15 protein-coding genes are annotated in these 17,745 nt (G+C 53.6%); all 15 read right to left on the minus strand.

From position 1 onward, the window contains the following. Positions 1-321: 321 nt before the first annotated feature. A complete protein-coding gene (locus ACZZ0A_RS16985; protein WP_463543489.1) occupies positions 322-1,338 on the minus strand; it encodes an MraY family glycosyltransferase in 1,017 nt (338 codons plus the stop codon). Then, entirely contained in the window at positions 1,335-2,306 is a 972-nt protein-coding gene (locus ACZZ0A_RS16990; RefSeq protein ID WP_123375514.1) for a UDP-glucose 4-epimerase family protein, read from the minus strand. Before ACZZ0A_RS16990 ends, ACZZ0A_RS16985 begins: the two co-directional genes overlap by 4 nt. 173 nt (positions 2,307-2,479) lie before the next feature. Beyond that, positions 2,480-3,856: an FAD/NAD(P)-binding protein gene (locus tag ACZZ0A_RS16995; protein ID WP_463543490.1), complete on the minus strand. Its 1,377-nt coding sequence runs from the start codon at positions 3,854-3,856 to the stop codon at positions 2,480-2,482. Further along, positions 3,853-4,446, minus strand: a complete 594-nt coding sequence (gene cysC / locus ACZZ0A_RS17000; protein WP_007908485.1) for an adenylyl-sulfate kinase — start codon at positions 4,444-4,446, stop codon at positions 3,853-3,855. The genes ACZZ0A_RS16995 and cysC overlap by 4 nt, the downstream gene beginning before the upstream one ends. A 169-nt stretch (positions 4,447-4,615) precedes the next feature. Next, positions 4,616-5,962: a glycosyltransferase gene (locus ACZZ0A_RS17005; protein ID WP_123375512.1), complete on the minus strand. Its 1,347-nt coding sequence runs from the start codon at positions 5,960-5,962 to the stop codon at positions 4,616-4,618. 48 nt (positions 5,963-6,010) lie between these two features. Next, a complete protein-coding gene (locus tag ACZZ0A_RS17010; protein WP_007908483.1) occupies positions 6,011-6,943 on the minus strand; it encodes an NAD-dependent epimerase/dehydratase family protein in 933 nt (310 codons plus the stop codon). 95 nt (positions 6,944-7,038) lie between these two features. Further along, the gene (locus ACZZ0A_RS17015; protein WP_238539522.1) at positions 7,039-9,252 is read right to left on the minus strand and encodes a glycosyltransferase; all 2,214 of its coding nucleotides are present in this window, start codon (positions 9,250-9,252) and stop codon (positions 7,039-7,041) included. Positions 9,253-9,259: 7 nt separating this feature from the next. Beyond that, a complete protein-coding gene (locus tag ACZZ0A_RS17020) occupies positions 9,260-10,423 on the minus strand; it encodes an acyltransferase family protein (RefSeq protein WP_177321048.1) in 1,164 nt (387 codons plus the stop codon). Continuing rightward, the gene (locus ACZZ0A_RS17025; RefSeq protein ID WP_463543491.1) at positions 10,416-10,934 is read right to left on the minus strand and encodes a hypothetical protein; all 519 of its coding nucleotides are present in this window, start codon (positions 10,932-10,934) and stop codon (positions 10,416-10,418) included. The genes ACZZ0A_RS17020 and ACZZ0A_RS17025 overlap by 8 nt, the downstream gene beginning before the upstream one ends. A 57-nt stretch (positions 10,935-10,991) precedes the next feature. Next, positions 10,992-12,053, minus strand: coding sequence for a glycosyltransferase family 2 protein (locus tag ACZZ0A_RS17030; RefSeq protein WP_463543492.1), 1,062 nt, complete (start codon positions 12,051-12,053; stop codon positions 10,992-10,994). 1 nt (position 12,054) lies between these two features. Further along, positions 12,055-13,302 carry a sulfotransferase family 2 domain-containing protein gene (locus ACZZ0A_RS17035; protein WP_463543493.1) on the minus strand — a complete coding sequence of 416 codons (1,248 nt, stop codon included), beginning with the start codon at positions 13,300-13,302 and terminating at the stop codon, positions 12,055-12,057. Between the two features lie 153 nt (positions 13,303-13,455). Next, the gene (locus ACZZ0A_RS17040) at positions 13,456-14,781 is read right to left on the minus strand and encodes an ABC transporter ATP-binding protein (RefSeq protein WP_123375507.1); all 1,326 of its coding nucleotides are present in this window, start codon (positions 14,779-14,781) and stop codon (positions 13,456-13,458) included. Then, complete coding sequence (locus ACZZ0A_RS17045) at positions 14,771-15,589, minus strand: ABC transporter permease (RefSeq protein ID WP_007908460.1); 819 nt, start codon at positions 15,587-15,589, stop codon at positions 14,771-14,773. The genes ACZZ0A_RS17040 and ACZZ0A_RS17045 overlap by 11 nt, the downstream gene beginning before the upstream one ends. Before the next feature lie 54 nt (positions 15,590-15,643). Beyond that, positions 15,644-16,633: a glycosyltransferase family 2 protein gene (locus ACZZ0A_RS17050; RefSeq protein WP_463543494.1), complete on the minus strand. Its 990-nt coding sequence runs from the start codon at positions 16,631-16,633 to the stop codon at positions 15,644-15,646. A gap of 178 nt (positions 16,634-16,811) precedes the next feature. Further along, entirely contained in the window at positions 16,812-17,732 is a 921-nt protein-coding gene (locus ACZZ0A_RS17055) for a glycosyltransferase (protein WP_414916842.1), read from the minus strand. Between the last annotated feature and the right edge of the window lie 13 nt (positions 17,733-17,745).

The raw sequence follows: 17,745 nt of genomic DNA on the forward strand, positions 1-17,745 counted from the left end.
GCCGGGACAGCTTCGAGAAAAAACTATTGCGAGCCAAAATCTATTCCTTCTAATTAAGCAGTTTCAAGGGATCGAGTGCTTCTCCACCTTTGATGAACGGTGCAGTGTTTCCCAGCCTCTCACCTATCTCGAACCATAAATGTACACAAACCGAAATGTGTCATGCGCCACCTGATTTCGCAGTCCGTGATACAGACGGGCAATAATCTATCTGGGTGGAGCATGATACACATCCTGGCCGGTTTTCCGACACTTGCGCAGCAGCCGTAATCGGCGATGGGCGGCAGGGAGCGCCCAGGACGATGCGACCTGCCCAACTACTTAAGATCGCTCAAGTTCGCCCGCTCGATACTTAACCGCCAGCCAGACAAGTGGCAAGTACGCCACAACCAAGCCCAATGCACCGTCCACTTTCCAGTAGCTCACGCAGAGCGCAATCGGCAGCAGCCAGAACACATTGATCAGCCCGACTGCCACAGTCACGGGCAGGTGCTTGCCAAACTGTCGGGACGCAAACTGATAGCCGTGGCTGCGATGCGCTTCGTAGACTTTATCGCCGCGCAACAATCGACGCATCAACGTGAACGTTGCATCAACGATGAACACGCCAAGCAGTATCAGCCAGACCCACAGCAAACCGGGATCAGTCCATGCCGCCTGCAGCGACAACACGCCAAGAATGATACCGAGGAAGCCACTGCCCGCATCGCCCATGAAAATTTTTGCCGGGGGAAAGTTCCAGCACAGAAAACCGGCAGCGCATACCGCCAGTAACGCAGGTGGCCATAACAGTTGCGAGAAGCCACTGAGCCAGTAAATCAGACAGGCACCAGCGCATGTCGTGACGGCTTCGACACCGGCAATACCGTCAATACCATCCATGAAGTTGTAGAGATTCAGCATCCAGACCAGATAAAACAGCGCGAGAAAATGTCCGAGCCATCCCAGATCAACGCTGACACCGGCAATCACCAACGGCGATAGCCCACCCACCCAATAAACGCCCCAAGCGGCGGCAGAAAAATGCGCCAGCAGGCGCCAGCGGGCGGCAATGTGACCGTGATCATCCAGAAAACCGATAACCGCCGTGATACTGCCGGCGCCGACCAAGGCAATCAACGCATCCTTGGTCGTCAGCCCGACAGCGAACAAAACGCACATGGCGAAGATAAAGGTCAGGACGATGGCCACACCGCCACCACGCGGTGTTGGGATCGAGTGGGAACTGCGCTGATTGGGAATATCGATCAGGCTGCGCGAAATTGCATAACGACGTAAAAAACCCGTGAGTGCGAACGACAGAATCGCAACAACCAGAACTAGCCACCAGTCATTCATTTTTTTCGAGCATCCAGGAATGGTTTTACTGTGGCGTCAAGAGCCCGCGGAAAACTGACCGGCGGAACCCAGCCCAACAGACGTTGATTCTTACTGATATCGACTTCCAGAGAACCAAAGATGCGCTGTGCGACGGCCTCTTTACCCAATAGTTTCGCCGCAGCGCTCATCAGGCTCACCGGCAACGGTATTAACAGAGAGGGCTTATGCAGCGCAGCAGACAGACTGCGTAACAGCTCGGTTGTCGAGACGTCATGCCCGTCGCTGACCAGAAATGTCTGATTAGCCGCCGAAGGGTGTCTCATACACGTCTCGATCAAATCCACCAGATTATCCAGACTGACCAGGCTGCGCTTGTTATGCACCGCACCAAACGGCAACGGCACTGCGCGTTGTACCCAGCGAATCATGGTGAGGAAGTTGGCTTTGACGCCCGCGCCATACACCAGAACGGGCCGGATGATGACCACTTCCATTCCGGTAGCGATTGCGAGCGCCTTTAAGCCAAGTTCGGCCTCAAGTTTGGAAATGCCATAAGGGTCGAGGGGCGCGGGCGTGTCATCTGCTGTAAACGCAATGCCAGGCGAAGTTGATTCGCCATTGACCTTGATCGAGCTGATGTAGATGAAGCGCTTCACGCCTGCACTTGCAGCCTGCCGGGCCAGATTCAATGTGGCATCGACATTTACCCGGCGAAACTCGGTCAGCGGATCAGCAGCGGATTCATCCATGACGTGAACCCGTGCAGCTGAATGTACCACCACATCAACCTGATCAAGCGCATCTCGCCAATCGACATCAGCCGTCAGATCCGCAAACAGGAAACGTCGAATGGATGGGGGGAGATCGCTACATTCCTTGCGCAACGCGGCAATCAGGGAATACTGCCCGCTGGTATCCAGGTGTCGCAGCAAGGCACCACCCAAAAAGCCTGAACCGCCGGAGACAAGTACCGTTTCAACTTTCATTGTTCAGGCTCGGTAACGAATATTGACGCTTGAAATTGCATCACGACTACTGACCATCAAATTATCCAAAAGAGGATTGGACCCCGCTGCAAACAGCGAGGCCAAACTACACGTCAGTGGAAACCGTGATGCCTGAAAGGACAAGCCCGTGACACTGATCGTCGCGATATGAATCAGCCGAGTTTCGCGGCAACCCGCTGGGCCAGATCTCGCGCATAACGACGAAGCTCTGGAACAGCCGTGGCTTCCCAGAACTGCGCCTTGAGCATTGGCCCGACGTAGCTCAGCCAACTGACAGGGGCGCCGTGCTCATCCTGAACGGAAAGCGCCTCATCGACGCAAACGCCCAGGCCGAGTTTATCCAATCGAATCAGCCCCGACTGCCGCAATTGCACGATCAAGCGATCATCGACACGCGCCAGATTGGAATTCGGCCCGGTGCAATTGATGATATGCGAAACATCCAGAGACTCTACCGCCGCAGTACCACGCAGCCCGACTTGAACGCGCAAACCATTGGGCAACACTTCGATGTCCTGGATTCTGCCCGCCATCGGCTTCAGCCTGCCCAGCTCCAACTGCGCGGAAAACGCCGCATACGAAGCCGGTGCAACTCTGTGGCGATGGGCGTCCCAATACACTTGGACGTGACGCAGGAAACGCCGGCGTTCGGTCTCGCTCAAACGCTCCCACAGTTGTGCAGTGACTGGACGCACGGCGGCAATGACATCACGCCAGTCGACGCCATCCTGAGCGGCAACACGAACCAATGAGCGCATGTGGCGCAGATAGCTGCGCACGCTCGGAGCGGAGGCAAGAAGCGTTTGAACCACCTCACCGGCAATGCTATCGACATGTCCCGAAGTACGATGGGGCAACGGCTGAACGCCTCGCCGCGAAAGCATGTACACCGGCCCGGTGTGCCCTTGTTGATCCAGGGTCAGGGCCACATCCAGCGCAGTCAATCCTGCGCCCAGCAACAGAACCGGAGCCTGCGGGTCGATCGGCACCTCGATTTCTCCCGACCACGGATCAGCGATATAGCGCCCTGCGGCACGGGGAATGGACGTGATAGCCGGGTTGAACGGTGAAAAGTTACCGAACGCGAGAATCACATGATCGGCCAGTATTTCCCGGCCATCAGCAATACGTATCCGGGCTTTTCCGTTCTCCGCTTCGATACTGTGAGCTTCGGTGGTGATCCGCTCGAAACTGACGCCATCACGGCACTGATGTTCAGCCTCGGCGAGCAGTCCCGAGAGGTATTCGCCGTAGAGCTTGCGAGGAACAAAAGTCCCCGCCGCAGTACCCGGCAAACGGCTTTCGCAAAAACGCAGAAAATGATCAGGCTGATCAACCAGCGCCGTCATGTTCCCCGCTGGCACATTAAGCAAGTGCCGCGAACTGTTGGTTCCGTAAGCCAGACCACGGGCCATTTCACCGGAACGGTTGAGCAACACCACTCGAGTGCCAGGTTTGCACACCTGGAGGAATTGAACAGCGGTTACCGCGCCACTGAATCCGGCACCAATGATGACCAGAGTCTTCAACGTTCGATCCGCCCGACCAGATACTGCATAATCTTCTCGACAGATACGGACACATCTTCTTCAAGTGTGTTGATCGTGATATCCGGGTTCAACGGAGGCTCGTACAACGAGTCGATACCGGTGAAATTCTTGATCATGCCCGAGCGGGCCTTGCCATACAGACCCTTCGGGTCGCGGCGCTCGCACTCAGGTAACGGCGTACTGATGTAGACCTCAACGAAGAACTCGTCACCGATCACTTTCCTGGCCAATGCCCGGTCAAGGCGAAACGGCGAAATGAAGGCGCTGACGACGATCAGGCCAGCGTCAACGAACAGCTTGCCTACTTCAGCGATCCGGCGGATGTTTTCCGCCCGATCATGATCATTGAACCCGAGATCATTGCACAGACCGAGACGCATGTTGTCTCCGTCCAGCAAGTAGGTATGACGATTATTCTCAAGCAGTGCCTGCTCTAGAGCGTTGGCGATCGTCGATTTGCCGGCGCCGCTAAGCCCGGTAAACCAAAGAACCACAGGGCGCTGCTGTTTAAGAGCGCTCCGCTGCTCCCGGTCGACGACCATCTGATGAGCGACAAGATTTTCCGTCATCGAAACTACACCGCAGTTATATACACATTGACTTAAATCAGGCTTTCCAACGCTGTCAGAAATTAGATCTGCGAGCATTGAACCCAAGTTCGTAATTAAGCGTGAAGAATAGACCCAGCGTCTGCCGGCGCCAAGAAAAACCTCTACACCGGAACAATAGCCGACGCTGTTACTTGGATAACGTCCATCTCTGTAACAACTCATTTACATAAACAGCAACGGATTTTGGAGGCGTGGAATTCGACGACAGCTTTGCCAATAAACCCTCCTCGGCAAGCAGACGTTTCAATGCGCTTTCAAGGCCCAACACGCTGCCTGGTTCAAACAGCAATCCATTGAAATCATGGGTCACGGCCTCAGCGATTCCGGGTACATCGGAAGCCACAACCGGGCAACCGGCAGCCTGTGCCGAATAGACGACCAGTGGCGTATTTTCATTCCAGACAGATGGCACTATCAGTGCGTCCAGCCCACCCAATACATCGAATATGTCTTCGTTGGCGAAAGTGCCGCAAAACGTAACGGCTTCATTGCCATCCGCCAGCCGATGCAAGCCGGCTACATAGTCGGGAAATTCCGTCTGCTTGCCGTAAATTCTCAGTCGCACATCGCGTGAAGAAAACTGCTGCAACGCCTCCAAAAGCACATGGCAGCCTTTGTGTGAAGCGAGCGTACCAATGAATCCCAAGACCAAGGGGCGCTCACGCCGCGCTCGATCTCGCACCACAACTGGCTGATCAAGATTGATGCCGTAGGACGACTTGACCACGATATCTGGGCGCACGCCATTACGGGTCAGCAGCGTTTCGATCATCTGGTTGGGGGCGATGATGCCCTGGAGCATATTCAGCCGCCCGACATTACGCTCAAGACGACCATGCAATGCGCGCACCTCGCGCACCAGGGAACCCGCTGGCAGCCGAGGCGAGCGAGCAATGCGCACGAGCAAATCGCTGATGACATCCGGAACCGCGGTCGCCAGCCTGCCAATGCGCTCAGGCAACTGACTTGCAGCAAAATGCACGACACAGTTCCCCGCATCCGTACTTGGCCCCGCACATGCCCGCCCGCCACAACGCAGCAACTGCCCGGTAGGACAAATACTCCAGAAGTCGGTTGGCGTGTAATACGCAGGCACACCGGCAGCGACCGCTTTTTCGATCAGGCCGGTGCCGAGACGATTGAGGTGAAAGAAATGCACGACATCCGGCTTGAACTCTTCCAGCAAATGCCCGAAAAAGTCAGCGGCCAGATGGTTGTCATAACCGATCTCGATTTTTGAAGTTTGATCGCCCATGGGCACATAGGCGTGCCGAAAACGATCAACCAGAATCGAGTCGTAACTATATTGATCGAAGCGCTCACTGTCCGCGAGCGCTTCGGTAGCCGGATAGCCCGTAAAAATCCTGACCTCATGGCCAAGGGTTTTCAATACGCGGGCAACGGACAGCGTCAAAACCTCAGTACCCGCAGAAAACTCCGGGAAAAACTGATGAACCGTGAGCAGAACCTTCATTTGCAACCAACGCTGACACCGAGCAGACGGTAACTCACCCGACCACCCTCACTTCTGCTGTTCGTTCTTGGCCCACTCGAAAGTTCGCACGATCCCTTCCTTCATCGAAACCTTGGGCTCCCAGCCCAGTTCGTCGCGCGCCAGATCGTTGCTCAGCACACTCACTGGCACATCGAAAGAACGGCCAGGCTTGTAGTTACGGGCAACCGGCTCACCGCTGACTTCTTCGATCATCGACATGAGACTGTTCAGGCTGGTACCCACGCCGGAACTGATATTGAAGACACTGGCGCTACCCGAGTAGGTAGCCGCCTTGGCGAACGCCTCGGCCACATCGCTGACATGCAGGAAATCGCGCTCGACGCTACCATCACCCCAAATCTCGATCGGCAAGCCCTTCAGCACGTTATGGATGAACACACCCACCGCGCCCTGCGCAGTCTCCACGCGCTGACGCTCGCCGTAAGGGTTGGCGACCCTCAGAACGACAGGCTTGATGCCATACAGATGGTTGTACATTTGCAGATATTTCTCGATGGTCAGCTTGGTGATGCCATAAGAAACTTCTGGATCTGTCGGGTGTTTTTCATCGATCGGCAGGTACTTCGGAGCGCCATAGACAGTGCCTCCGGAAGAAATGAAAACGATTCTGCCAACCTTGTGCGCAACCATTGCATTGAGCAGCTGCAAACTTGCAACGACATTGCTCTGGACATCGTAGACCGGATCTTCATTCGAGCTTTTCGGCAGCGTGGTGGAGACCAGATGAAAAACAACATCGGCACCTTCTACTGCCTTGTTTATATCACTGGTGGACGACAAATCGCCTGTCATCCATTCGACACATTCATGAGATAAAAACTTACGATATTCAACTACGCGAGGACGCTCAAAAACTCGAATTGAATGACCATCTAACAACAAGCGATCAACAATTGTTGATCCGATAAAACCACCACCACCAAATACTGTAATTTTCATAAAAACTCTCGACTGACATCGAAAAAATGACAAAAAAATTGACGTTAATCAGCCAATAAAAATGACAAAAAAATTAACACAAAAGCGACAAAGCGTCAAGAAACCAACACTTTCAACTTTTGCGCAACCTTTTTAATCAATGGGTTTTTCAGCAAGTATTTAGTAAATGGATATTGGCGAACTTGTGAAATTAACAACCGTAGAATTCCGGACTTGACTGGAACCTCGGTCTGCGCATCATTTGTCAGGCAATGCGTAGAGTAGAGATAATCCAGATAAGATGTCACACGACGGTTCTCCAGCGCAGTCGTCGCCAGCTCTCTCGCGAGCCCTGCCGCCATGAACGGTTGGGGTGACTGCGCCCTGTTGGCTTGAGCCTCATCCAAGATCTGCAACCACTGACGATTGGTCGCGGCTGCAGTGTAATGAGCCTCGATCAACTGCCGGCACGCCTGCGCCTTTCGCTCACGCATCGCCGGATCTTTCGACAGCACCTTCAATACGTCAACATAGCGACTGACCTCGTCTTCGCCGTGCGGGACCAGATACCCGGTTTCCTCCCCCACCAGCTCATCCTGTCCACCAACATCGGCGACCACCGGCACAACGCCTGCAGCCATTGACTCAAGAAGAGCGACCGAGATTCCCTCGTATTCCGAAGGCATTAGCAACACATCGGAAATCGCCAGCAATGAGAGCCACTCAGCATGCGGTTTCGCACCAATTACATGAACTTCTGCACCCAAGCCATACTGCTTGATTGATGCCTCGAACGCGGGACGTAATTCGCCCTCACCGATGATCAATGCATTGAAGCGAATGCCAGCCTGTTTCAAACCGTTGAGGATTTCAGCCAGCTTCAGCGGTCGCTTCTGGTCACACATGCGCCCCGCAAAAATGATGGTAAAGGCCTGTTCATCAAGGCCTAGACCACGCTGTTTTTCAGCTCGCTGAGTTTGCGAAAGCGATACCGGGTGCGATTTGATTCCCGTGTACATGACACGAACTTTCCCGGCATCAGCATTGCGCTCCACCATCCACTCGGACAGATGGCGAGTACTGACCACGTTCATGTCCAGCGCATCCTGATAACCGACGCCAAATCGCGGATGCCCGCCGTTGAGCCAGTGCATTTCCTCGGTATGACTCAAGTCCAGGAACGTCGTCGCTGGCGCCTGCGTGCGCAAGTAAGGAAGAAGCTGATAACCCAGCGTACTCCCGGCTACCAATACAGTGTCGATCTGTCTGGAGGCAATGAGATACAAGAGGAACCTTGGAAAATCTGACAGCGAAAGAATATTCGGCAGAATGAAGATATCCGCCGTCCACTCCGCAAACTTGTCCTGCCACCGATGATCAGCCTCAAGGGTAGCGCATACCGTTACATCGGCGCCGCCCGCAACGAGCCCTTGAATGAGATCAATATTGACGCGATCAGCCCCGCCCTCAACCATCCACGGCAGTAAAAACATGACCCTTCTACCGCGCACGTTGCCTTTCAGCGGATTATTGAATACAACGCCCTCGGGCAATGTTTCATAGGCAGAGGGATAACGACGCTGAGGGCTAGGAACAGGCTTGAGCGGCAGTGAGGGTGAATCGTCAAGGTCTTGTCGCGACGATACTTTGCTAAAGGTCTGCAGAAACTCTGCAATGGTAAAACCCCAATGACCCGCATCCGCCAGGCGAGCGAGAAACGATGTTGGATCTCTGCCGTCGACGAGAGGCGCTACTTCTTCAGACATCTGCAAGATGACCGACTTGCGAACCACAATGCCTCTGACTTTGGGATGAGGGTGCTCGAGGTAATATTTGCCTTGACTCAAGCTGTGCCGTACTGGCACGCGCTGCTCTCCCGTTATCGTGCCGAAGGAGTTGCAAAAAGCGAACTCAGGGTTGGACTCTAGAAACCAGATACCCTTCTCGATAAATGTCGGATCAAACGCTGTTGCTGCATCAGCCAGAACTACATATTCAGGAAATGCCCAAACGTCATTCGCATAAGAGCACTCTGTACGATCAAGTACCTGCACACGCTTATCAACGGCTATAGCTTGCAAGAACTCATCGGCAAATTGCGGCGCCGTGCCACCTTCAAAGCAAATCAGCCATTTCCAGGACTGGAATGTCTGCCCCAGAAGGGATCGATACAGATTCGAAAAATCGGTGAGCGTAGCGCTCGCACTGCTGACGACAAGGACGTCAGCTTGCTGAGGACCACCACTCGATCCATTTATCGGTTCGTATCGATTCGCCATTTCAACCGGATCGGCGCTTGGAAGAGCATCAATCTGCGCAGAGTTCGACATAATATAATTACTTCCCTGCGCCAAAACGCTGAAGACTTTTGAAAAACTTGAATACCGACAAGCTATTAACATCACGCAACCGCAAGAACGGCTTCTCAACGAATGTGTATGTCAGATGAGCGAGCGCGTAAACGCATACAATGAAAATCGGGTAGGCCAGCCACGGATTATCGTAAATACGCTCGTGCAACCCATATCGATTCAAAACATTTATTACCAATATAAAAGCGAAAATATGGCCGAGATAAATTGAATAGGAAATCAGGCTGGTATATTTCACGAAGCGATTTACAATATTAAGGCGCGAAGCACTCAGACTGAAAAATGCAGGTATTAACGTGGCGAAAAATATCGCTGACCACGTGAAAAACAATGATTGCTCCAGCTTGCTACCAGCAGTCCATGGCATCCCTTGTCGAGTCAGGACAATCAATCCGACAGCGAATGTAAATGGCACATACCAAAATTTGGCCAGACATTCAAAGATCGGGCGGTGCCAAGTGTAGAGATAAGCGATCAATACCCCGAAACCAATGGCATCAAGGCGGTACAACACTACATAACGTGCATCGTCATATCGCACTGACTGAATTGGCAATCCGATACGCGCAAGAAAAGGCGCCACTATAAAGACCAGAATAACGATCGCTGCTGCGCTCTTTACGCCTGCGCCCAGCCCGATCATCAACAACATAACAAGCGGAAAGGTGTAGTAAAACCACTCTTCAACTGCCAGGCTCCAGGATAGACGGTAGAAATCCGTCATGCTCCATGCAAAGTTCTGCGCAAACACCAAGTAGTGAAACTGCTCGGCGAATGTCGTGGCGCCCGCCCAGTCAAATCGCAACGAAACAAAAAAGAAGAAAATATAGAGCGGCAAAGTCCTCATCCAGCGGCGATACCAAAACTCTGTCAATCCCGCAATCTTTTGTTCGCGCCAATGCGCCGCCTCTTTTAGCAGAATCCTGCCGATAAGAAAACCACTCAGACAAAAGAACAAGTCCACACCGAAAGTCGCCAGAAATGCAAATCCGGCCAATACTGGATGCGGTGCCGAGTGCCCGAGCATATGTCCGAAAACAACAAGCAGGCAGGCAATGGTCCGACAAACATCCAGGCCAAAGGAACGATGGACATTCTGTACAGCGCCTGTTGCTTGAGGGTTATTCATCAAGTTTCACTTCTTTAGTCCACAATATGTCACAGCAACGTCCTTCCGGTGCCCTGAACTGACCTAGCGCGACGCGTGTAATGGCCATCGGCGCGAACTCTATGCGGTAATGACAAGAGCCGGGACCTTCCTGCTTTTTGGTTTGGACTGGCGTCAAGGCCTTCAGATTGAACTGCTGATTGATGAATCCTTCCGGGCCTGCGCTCGCGGCATTCGCTGGATAAAGATGCAGGAAAAACTCATCCCCCAACTTTTCGATGTCACACGCTTGTACTTCCAGGGTGACCCCCGCGCTCGTCACGGCCACATCCACCCCTTGCGGAAGAACGACCGTAGGTTCGACCGGTACGGGCAATTCAACTACCTTGCCGACTCCTGTCCAGCGAGCGAAGGACAACACTCCTATCGCAATCAAGGCGAAAAAAAGGACACCACTCAATATCTTCAGATCGACCTTCACTCTCACTGCCCAATCATCACTGATTACTTTTGCGTACCATAAAACCAGCACTCCGCCCCATTCAGAAGCGAAACACTGGCTCGGTCAGTTATCCTGGAAGATGCCCTGTTACCAGCTGCTTAGCCTGCGCACTACCTTACCGGCAAAGCGCCGCAGTGGATTGCTGACGATGCGACTCGGCACTACGGGCGCCAATGCTGCCGGGTTGAAAAATTCTTCCTGACCCGTGAGCGCGATGAAATCCAGGTAGTTGAAGCCGTGAATAGCTTCGATCTCCGCCCTCTCCTCGCTATTGTTCATCAACTGATACAGTAGTTCGACACCAAACAGCCGGGTGCCAGGGCAACCGCCGATCTGGATTGCGAACATTGCCAGCAAGTATCCACTATTAGCCCCTTTTGGCGTTACCCACTTTACACTTTCGGGAAACGCTTCAAGTATGTCGGCCAGCGACATGCCAATGTAGTTTTTCTTTTGAAAGTACCATTCCAGCCACATCCGGGCCCGCCTGTCCGGCCGATCCCCACTCTCGTTGGATTGATCCGAGAAGATACGGTGTAGAGTCAGTCGCTCTTGAACAACATGGATATCGAAAATCTTCAGTAACCGTGTCCACATTTCGGCATCGTCTGTTTGCGCATGCGCGCTTCTATAGAGACCCGCCTGTTCATAGGCACTGCGTCTGACCAGCGCACTTGGGTGACACAACTGGTTTTCGTTGAAGAACAGCGAACGCAACCAGGCCGTCCGCGGCTTGTTCGGCTGATTGAACCATTCGACGACGAGTGGCTGGTTATTCTCGTCAATGCATTGAACATGCGAAAATACCGCGCCTATGCCGGGATTTGCTTCCAGCACGGCCACTTGCTTTTCCAGCTTGCCCAGTTCCCAAGCATCATCCGAGTGGTGAATGGCAATATATTCACCGGTACTTTGCGATTCGATAGCACGATTAATGTTATAGATATAACGGCGAGTTCTATCGTTCTGAACCTTGATGATTCTTGGGTCATTGTAGCTTTCGATAACGGCCCACGAACCATCTGGCGAAACGTCATCTACAATAATCAGCTCCCAATCAGTAAACGTCTGATTGATCACAGAATCGATTGCCTGCCCTATAAACTTTTCATGGTTATAGGAGGTAAGAACAACTGAAACTTTCGCCACTTTACGCTCCGTTACGCTCATTAGTTACACGCAATGCCTTGCGCAACTCCGCTTGGGAAAGTTCGAGATCCACCTTCAACTGGCTCGCTTCTTTCTTCGACTGGTCCAGCTCAATTACGAGATTTTCGCATTCAGAGCGCAACGCTTCAAGTTGAGCTTGTTGAGCGAGCCTGTGGACCTCCAGGTCATTATATTGTGCCTCTTTAGCGACCATTTTGGCCTCTAGATCACCATATTGTGCGTCTCTGGCAATCCTATCGGCCTCTTGAGCACTACAGTGCGCCTCAATAGCATATATCTGCTCTTCTTTGCTCTTGGCGAAAGCAGCCCAAGTGTCGCGATCTCCGACAAGCCACTCTTTATCCTTCAGCAGGTCAGCCATCTGTTCGTTCAAACATTGGCGCATTTCACCCATGCGTTGATGCCTGCCGCGTAAAAGCTCAATCCCCTTCAGCGCCACCGTCAACTGCTCTTGCGAGAAACTTTCCTTCGCAGGCGGAATGACTTTTGAATAGCCATATTCCTCAAAATCCTTGGAATAAAGTTCTTTAATCAGCTCCTCGGATCGCGGGCTGATGAATTCCGGCAGATAGGGAATCATGCTCTCGTTCGCGCGAGCAGTCGTAAACGGACTTACATATGCCTCTGCGAGGTGAGCGCGCAGCGCAGCATCAAGCGCCGCAGTATCTTCTATTTTTGAGACGGCGCTGTAGGGGAAAAGTGCAGGCTGGAGCAAATCGTACTGAGGCGTCCAATGACAATCCTTGAAATCGTCGCGCTCGTGGACGTACAGATATTCGAGAAAACACTCGAAAGCCCCCGCCACATCTGACATGAGTTCAATCGGGTACTCGACGAAATCCTGCCCTTCATAAGGAACAATCTGCAACGGCTCGCGCAGCAGTATTTTCGATTGCCAGGCAGAAAAAATCCGTTTGTAGGGATTTCTCACCAGCGCAAAGCTAAAGTACCCATCGGCCTTTATCTGAGCAAGTCGCTCGGGGGATCTGACGAACAATCCTGGGGCGACGGCGAGCAACGTGTCATGAATGGCCAATTCCGGATCTGTTTCCGAACTGCTTTTCGCTTGCTGGACGGCCTGAACAACGCCCTCAAGCTCTGCAAACCACCATTTCACGGAGGTGCACGCCACCTTTGGAGTGGCCACGTAGAACAACTTCCGCTCATCCGAGACGCAGCTATTCCAGGAAAAATAGTCCAGCAAGCGCTGGTCATCACTACTCGTCATTACTTTTTTCTCAATTCTCATTGATTTTTATGCAAAGGGAAATCTTGCCGATATTCACGCTATATCGGGGCCCATACCCGGCCTCCTCATCCATTCGAACATCCCTGTCCCGAGGCATCTGAACGACTGATTCTCCCTCAGCAGATCAAGTTTTTAGAGCAGTTCAAGCGCCGGTTCGTCTACGGAAACATCCATATAACCAAACGACCTCGCCCCCTGATCCGACACCACCCTGAACATCGAAGCATCCAGAATCCGATGGCACAGGGTTGGCTCGCTCTCCGACCACACGCCCCCACCGACGAAGTATACGCCGGGGAGCATCACCATCTTGCAGCTGAACGTGACTCGAAACTCGCGCTCAGCGCCTTCACAGTCAAAATATTTCCCTTCATCGGGGAAACGCTGACCGGTAATCACGACGCCCGACACCGTGCGGATATGCATCGCAAAGAAAACCCGCGAAACCGCGTCAGTGAGGTTGCCCCGCATGACGATATCGTATTCGCCGCCGGCCTTCAGGACATTACAACGACGTCCTTCTTTGTCGAACACCTCGAACGCGTCGATTCGAGCACCTTGTTCGGGGTAGACCGTAGTCGACTCAGGCACCATTCCGGCATCGAAGTACTGGTCTTGCGCCGGAGCATCCTGCTCAGCTTCCAGCGGGGTCGTTTCGACAGCAATCTTGTCCGTACCAATTGCGCGGAATTCCTCGATCAATCGAGGCTGCTCTTCGGCTGGTGCGTAGATCAGCTTTTGATAAGCCCGCACCACCTCCATCGGCGATCCGGTACAGACGCGCTCGCCGCGCTCCATCAAAATCGCCCGATCACACAGCTCGACAACCTGCGGTCCCGAGTGGGAGACGAACAGAATCGAAGTGCCCTTCGCCTTCAACTCATCGAGCCTGGCGAAACACTTGCGCTGGAAGCGCTCATCACCGACCGCCAGCGCCTCATCGACAATCAGGATGTCCGGGTCGACCATCGCCTGAACGGCAAACGCCAGACGCACGATCATGCCGCTGGAATACGTCTTGACCGGCTGATGGATGAACTCGCCAATGTCGGCAAATGCCGCAATGTCGTCGTAGCGCTCATCCACTTCCGCACGACTGAGGCCGAGAATCGCGGCGTTCATGTAGACGTTCTCGTGCCCGGTGAACTCCGGGTTGAATCCGGAGCCGAGCTCAAGCAGTGCGCCGATCCGGCCCAGAGTCTGAACATCACCGACGGTCTGGTTCAACGTACCGCAGATGACCTGGAGCAATGTCGACTTGCCGCTGCCGTTACGGCCGACAATACCGACAGTCTCGCCTTTCTTGATTTCGAACGAGACGTCCCTGAGTGCCCAGAACTCTCGATAGTATTGTTTGCGCTGACCAGCGACCATCTGCATGAGGCGATCGCGAGGCTTATCGTAAATGTGATAACACTTGCTGACATTCTGCAGCTTGATCGCGATTTCAGAGGACATCGGCGAACCCCTTTCTAGTCTTCTGGAAGAAGGCAAACCCCAGGTAAGCCACTGCAATCGCTATGCATGCGTAGATGCCGAGCGCCTGCCAATCAGGCTGCTGCCCGAAAAACAGTACGGCCCTCACGTTCTCCACGGCCACGGTGAGCGGGTTGAGCAAAAGCAGATGCCGATACTCCTCCGGCACTGCCGTCGCAGGGTAGAAAATCGGCGCGAGAAACATCAGACCGCTGGTCACCAGGCCAATGAAATGCGCGACATCTCGCATGTAAACACCGATGGCGGCCAACCCCCATGACAGACCCAGGATGATCAGCACCAGAGGCGCTATGACCAGCGGCAGGTAAAACAATGTGAGCGGCGGCATGCCAAAAAACACGCAGTAAGCCAGCAACCACACAATCAGGCTGACCAACGCATGGAACAAGGAAGAGCCGGCGATTACGCACGGCAGTATTTCCAGCGGAAACACGACCTTCTTCACGTAGTTGGCATTTGAAATGATCAGATTGGGCGCGCGGGTGACACACTCTGCGAACAGGTTGAAAACCATCAGGCCGGCGAACAGGATCAACGCGAACTCGGCTTTTGAATCACCAGCCCCCGCCCAGCGTGAATTGAAGATGAAGCTGAACACGAATGTGTAGATCGCCAGCATCACGATCGGATTGAAGAACGACCAGAGAATGCCCATAAAGGAGCCGCGGTAGCGACCGATGACTTCGCGCTTGATCAAAGCAACGATAAGTGCGCGATTGCGCCAGACACTGGAGAACATGACGCCAGGCGCCGCTGAAAACTTCTGCATTAACCTGCGACCTCAAAAAAAATCATTTTCAAACCCTTTTCACAACATTCATCATCAAATTCCTTTGAAAATGATCGCTACTGCAAGCCCCAGATTTCCAAGGAGCGTCTGGCGGTAAATACCCGAGCGCCATATCCCGGTGATGCGTCCAACCAAGCCCCGATTGCGAGCGCTCTTGAACCGGCTCAGCACCTTGCGGTTCTGTTCGGTTAGAAGATGTTCAACCACCTCCAGGTGGTCGATGTTCTGATCGATCCAGCGCCGCAAACGTCCCTGAAACATTTTTCGGATACGCGTCAGGGCGGCCATGAACCCCGCATTGGCGCCTATCGAATTCGTTTCGTGCTGCCGATAGAAAAGATGCGGCACCTGATCGAAATGAAACTGCCCGCCGGCACCGGTCACCAGCATATAGGCCCACCAGTCATGGGCGACAATGCCCCGAGCCGGCCCCGCCTTCAATAGCTCATGCGCCGCGCGATTGAAAACCATCGTGTTTCCGGCGGCGACATTCTGTACGAGCGCATTGGGGAAGCTGAAGTCGCGGCAATATCCGGGGGTCATCCCCACTTCGACACCGGACTCATTGACCACCGTCGTCCGGGAGGCATACAGCGCAGGAACGCCAACGGGTACCTGACGTAGCCGCGTCAACGCAGCGCTGAGCTTATCGGCCGCCCAGACATCATCCTGGTCGGACCATGCGTAAAAATCAGCACTGATATTTTCCAGACAGGTCACCGACATGAAGTTGTCGGCGAACCCCGTTCGAGGGCCGGAAAGCAACGTCACTTTCTGCTCCCCCATACGCGCCTGAAACGACTTGAGAATCTCCAGTGTTGAGTCGGACGATCCGTCATCTGAGACGAACAGACGCCACTGCGCATGTTGCTGCTGCTCAATGGAGCTCAATTGCTCGGAAAGAAATCGCTCTCCGTTATACGAGCACAGCAATATCGCGACAGACTCATCCAGCTCCGGCACTTCGACTGTATCGACACTCAGGCCGGAGTTCGCGGAATCCGCTGATAAGGGGCTTGACACTGTATGCTCCACTGCAATTAAAACGCCGGTCGGAAGCCTGAGGAATCATATCCAGTGCTTCGACGGTATCGGCTCCATTCGTTCCCTTCATGAAGCGGGCGATTATAGAGAACTTTCATCTCCGGTTGTTGGGCTTCGAGCAGGCGAAGCAAAATCGCAAAACCCGCTCCAGCCTCGATCAGGACTTCCTGCCAACGACAGCAGTCAGCCAGCAGACGAAAAAAAACAGAAACTTGTCACGCGGCCGCCGACGGCACTGCCCGCCCCTGACGGATAACCGCAGCAAATCACGCCGCCGCAGAGGCAGCCAACTGCTGACGAAGGGATTTTTATCCGCCCCGACAAGCAGCGCGATGGCCTGAACTTGCTTGAACCACCAGCCTTCATGGATGGTGACATAGCGTTGAAACAGTGATGTCAACCCGGTATTGGCGCCTACCTGGTTACTCTCATGCTGCCGATAAAGCATGCTCGGCCGCGAATCGATGAACCATTTGAAGCCATGGCTGCGAGCGAACGCATAGCAATACCAGTCATGCAAACTGACTTGCTGCAGTTGCTCCCAATCCTGAATGACCTGTTGGCGCAGTGACCGGGCAAGCGCGGGGCTCAACACGTAAGTACAGCCAGGCCCCGCCGCCTCGAACAGAAAGTCCCAGGCAACTTGCGGCTGACTCTTGTCGAGCAGGATCGTCTTGCCATCCGGCCAGAAAGCCGTGACATTGCTGGAGTAGGCATCGACTCCGTGCGAGGTAATGGCTTGTGTAGCGCGCAGCAGCTTGTCGGACTCCCAGATATCATCCTGATCTGCAAACGACACAGCATCGTAATCGTGCAGATCAACATCTCGAATCAAACGAAAAAAATTGCGCGCCGCACCACCAAAACGCCCGGCAGGAGGCAAAAGAATCACGCGACTGTCGACCTCTCCGAGAGCTTTGCACCAGGCCTCGGTGCCGTCATCGGACAAATCAACGCTGATATGAATAGTGACATCGACGGACTGCTGACCGAGGATCGAGGCTACCTGCTCCTCGATCCACTGCATGCCATTGTAGGCAGCCAGCAAAACCGCAATCTTGGGATGTTTTACTGGCATGCCATTCCTGCTA

The sequence above is a fragment of the Pseudomonas sp. AC242 genome (genome assembly GCF_979258655.1).

Excerpts from the sequence above, each read along its gene's own strand:
- ACZZ0A_RS16985 (WP_463543489.1), bottom strand. The coding sequence starts at position 1,338 with ATGAATGACTGGTGGCTAGTTCTGGTTGTTGCGATTCTGTCGTTCGCA.
- ACZZ0A_RS16990 (WP_123375514.1), bottom strand. The coding sequence starts at position 2,306 with ATGAAAGTTGAAACGGTACTTGTCTCCGGCGGTTCAGGCTTTTTGGGT.
- cysC (WP_007908485.1), bottom strand. The coding sequence starts at position 4,446 with ATGACGGAAAATCTTGTCGCTCATCAGATGGTCGTCGACCGGGAGCAG.
- ACZZ0A_RS17005 (WP_123375512.1), bottom strand. The coding sequence starts at position 5,962 with ATGAAGGTTCTGCTCACGGTTCATCAGTTTTTCCCGGAGTTTTCTGCG.
- ACZZ0A_RS17010 (WP_007908483.1), bottom strand. The coding sequence starts at position 6,943 with ATGAAAATTACAGTATTTGGTGGTGGTGGTTTTATCGGATCAACAATT.
- ACZZ0A_RS17015 (WP_238539522.1), bottom strand. The coding sequence starts at position 9,252 with ATGTCGAACTCTGCGCAGATTGATGCTCTTCCAAGCGCCGATCCGGTT.
- ACZZ0A_RS17020 (WP_177321048.1), bottom strand. The coding sequence starts at position 10,423 with ATGAATAACCCTCAAGCAACAGGCGCTGTACAGAATGTCCATCGTTCC.
- ACZZ0A_RS17035 (WP_463543493.1), bottom strand. The coding sequence starts at position 13,302 with ATGACGAGTAGTGATGACCAGCGCTTGCTGGACTATTTTTCCTGGAAT.
- ACZZ0A_RS17040 (WP_123375507.1), bottom strand. The coding sequence starts at position 14,781 with ATGTCCTCTGAAATCGCGATCAAGCTGCAGAATGTCAGCAAGTGTTAT.
- ACZZ0A_RS17045 (WP_007908460.1), bottom strand. The coding sequence starts at position 15,589 with ATGCAGAAGTTTTCAGCGGCGCCTGGCGTCATGTTCTCCAGTGTCTGG.
- ACZZ0A_RS17055 (WP_414916842.1), bottom strand. The coding sequence starts at position 17,732 with ATGCCAGTAAAACATCCCAAGATTGCGGTTTTGCTGGCTGCCTACAAT.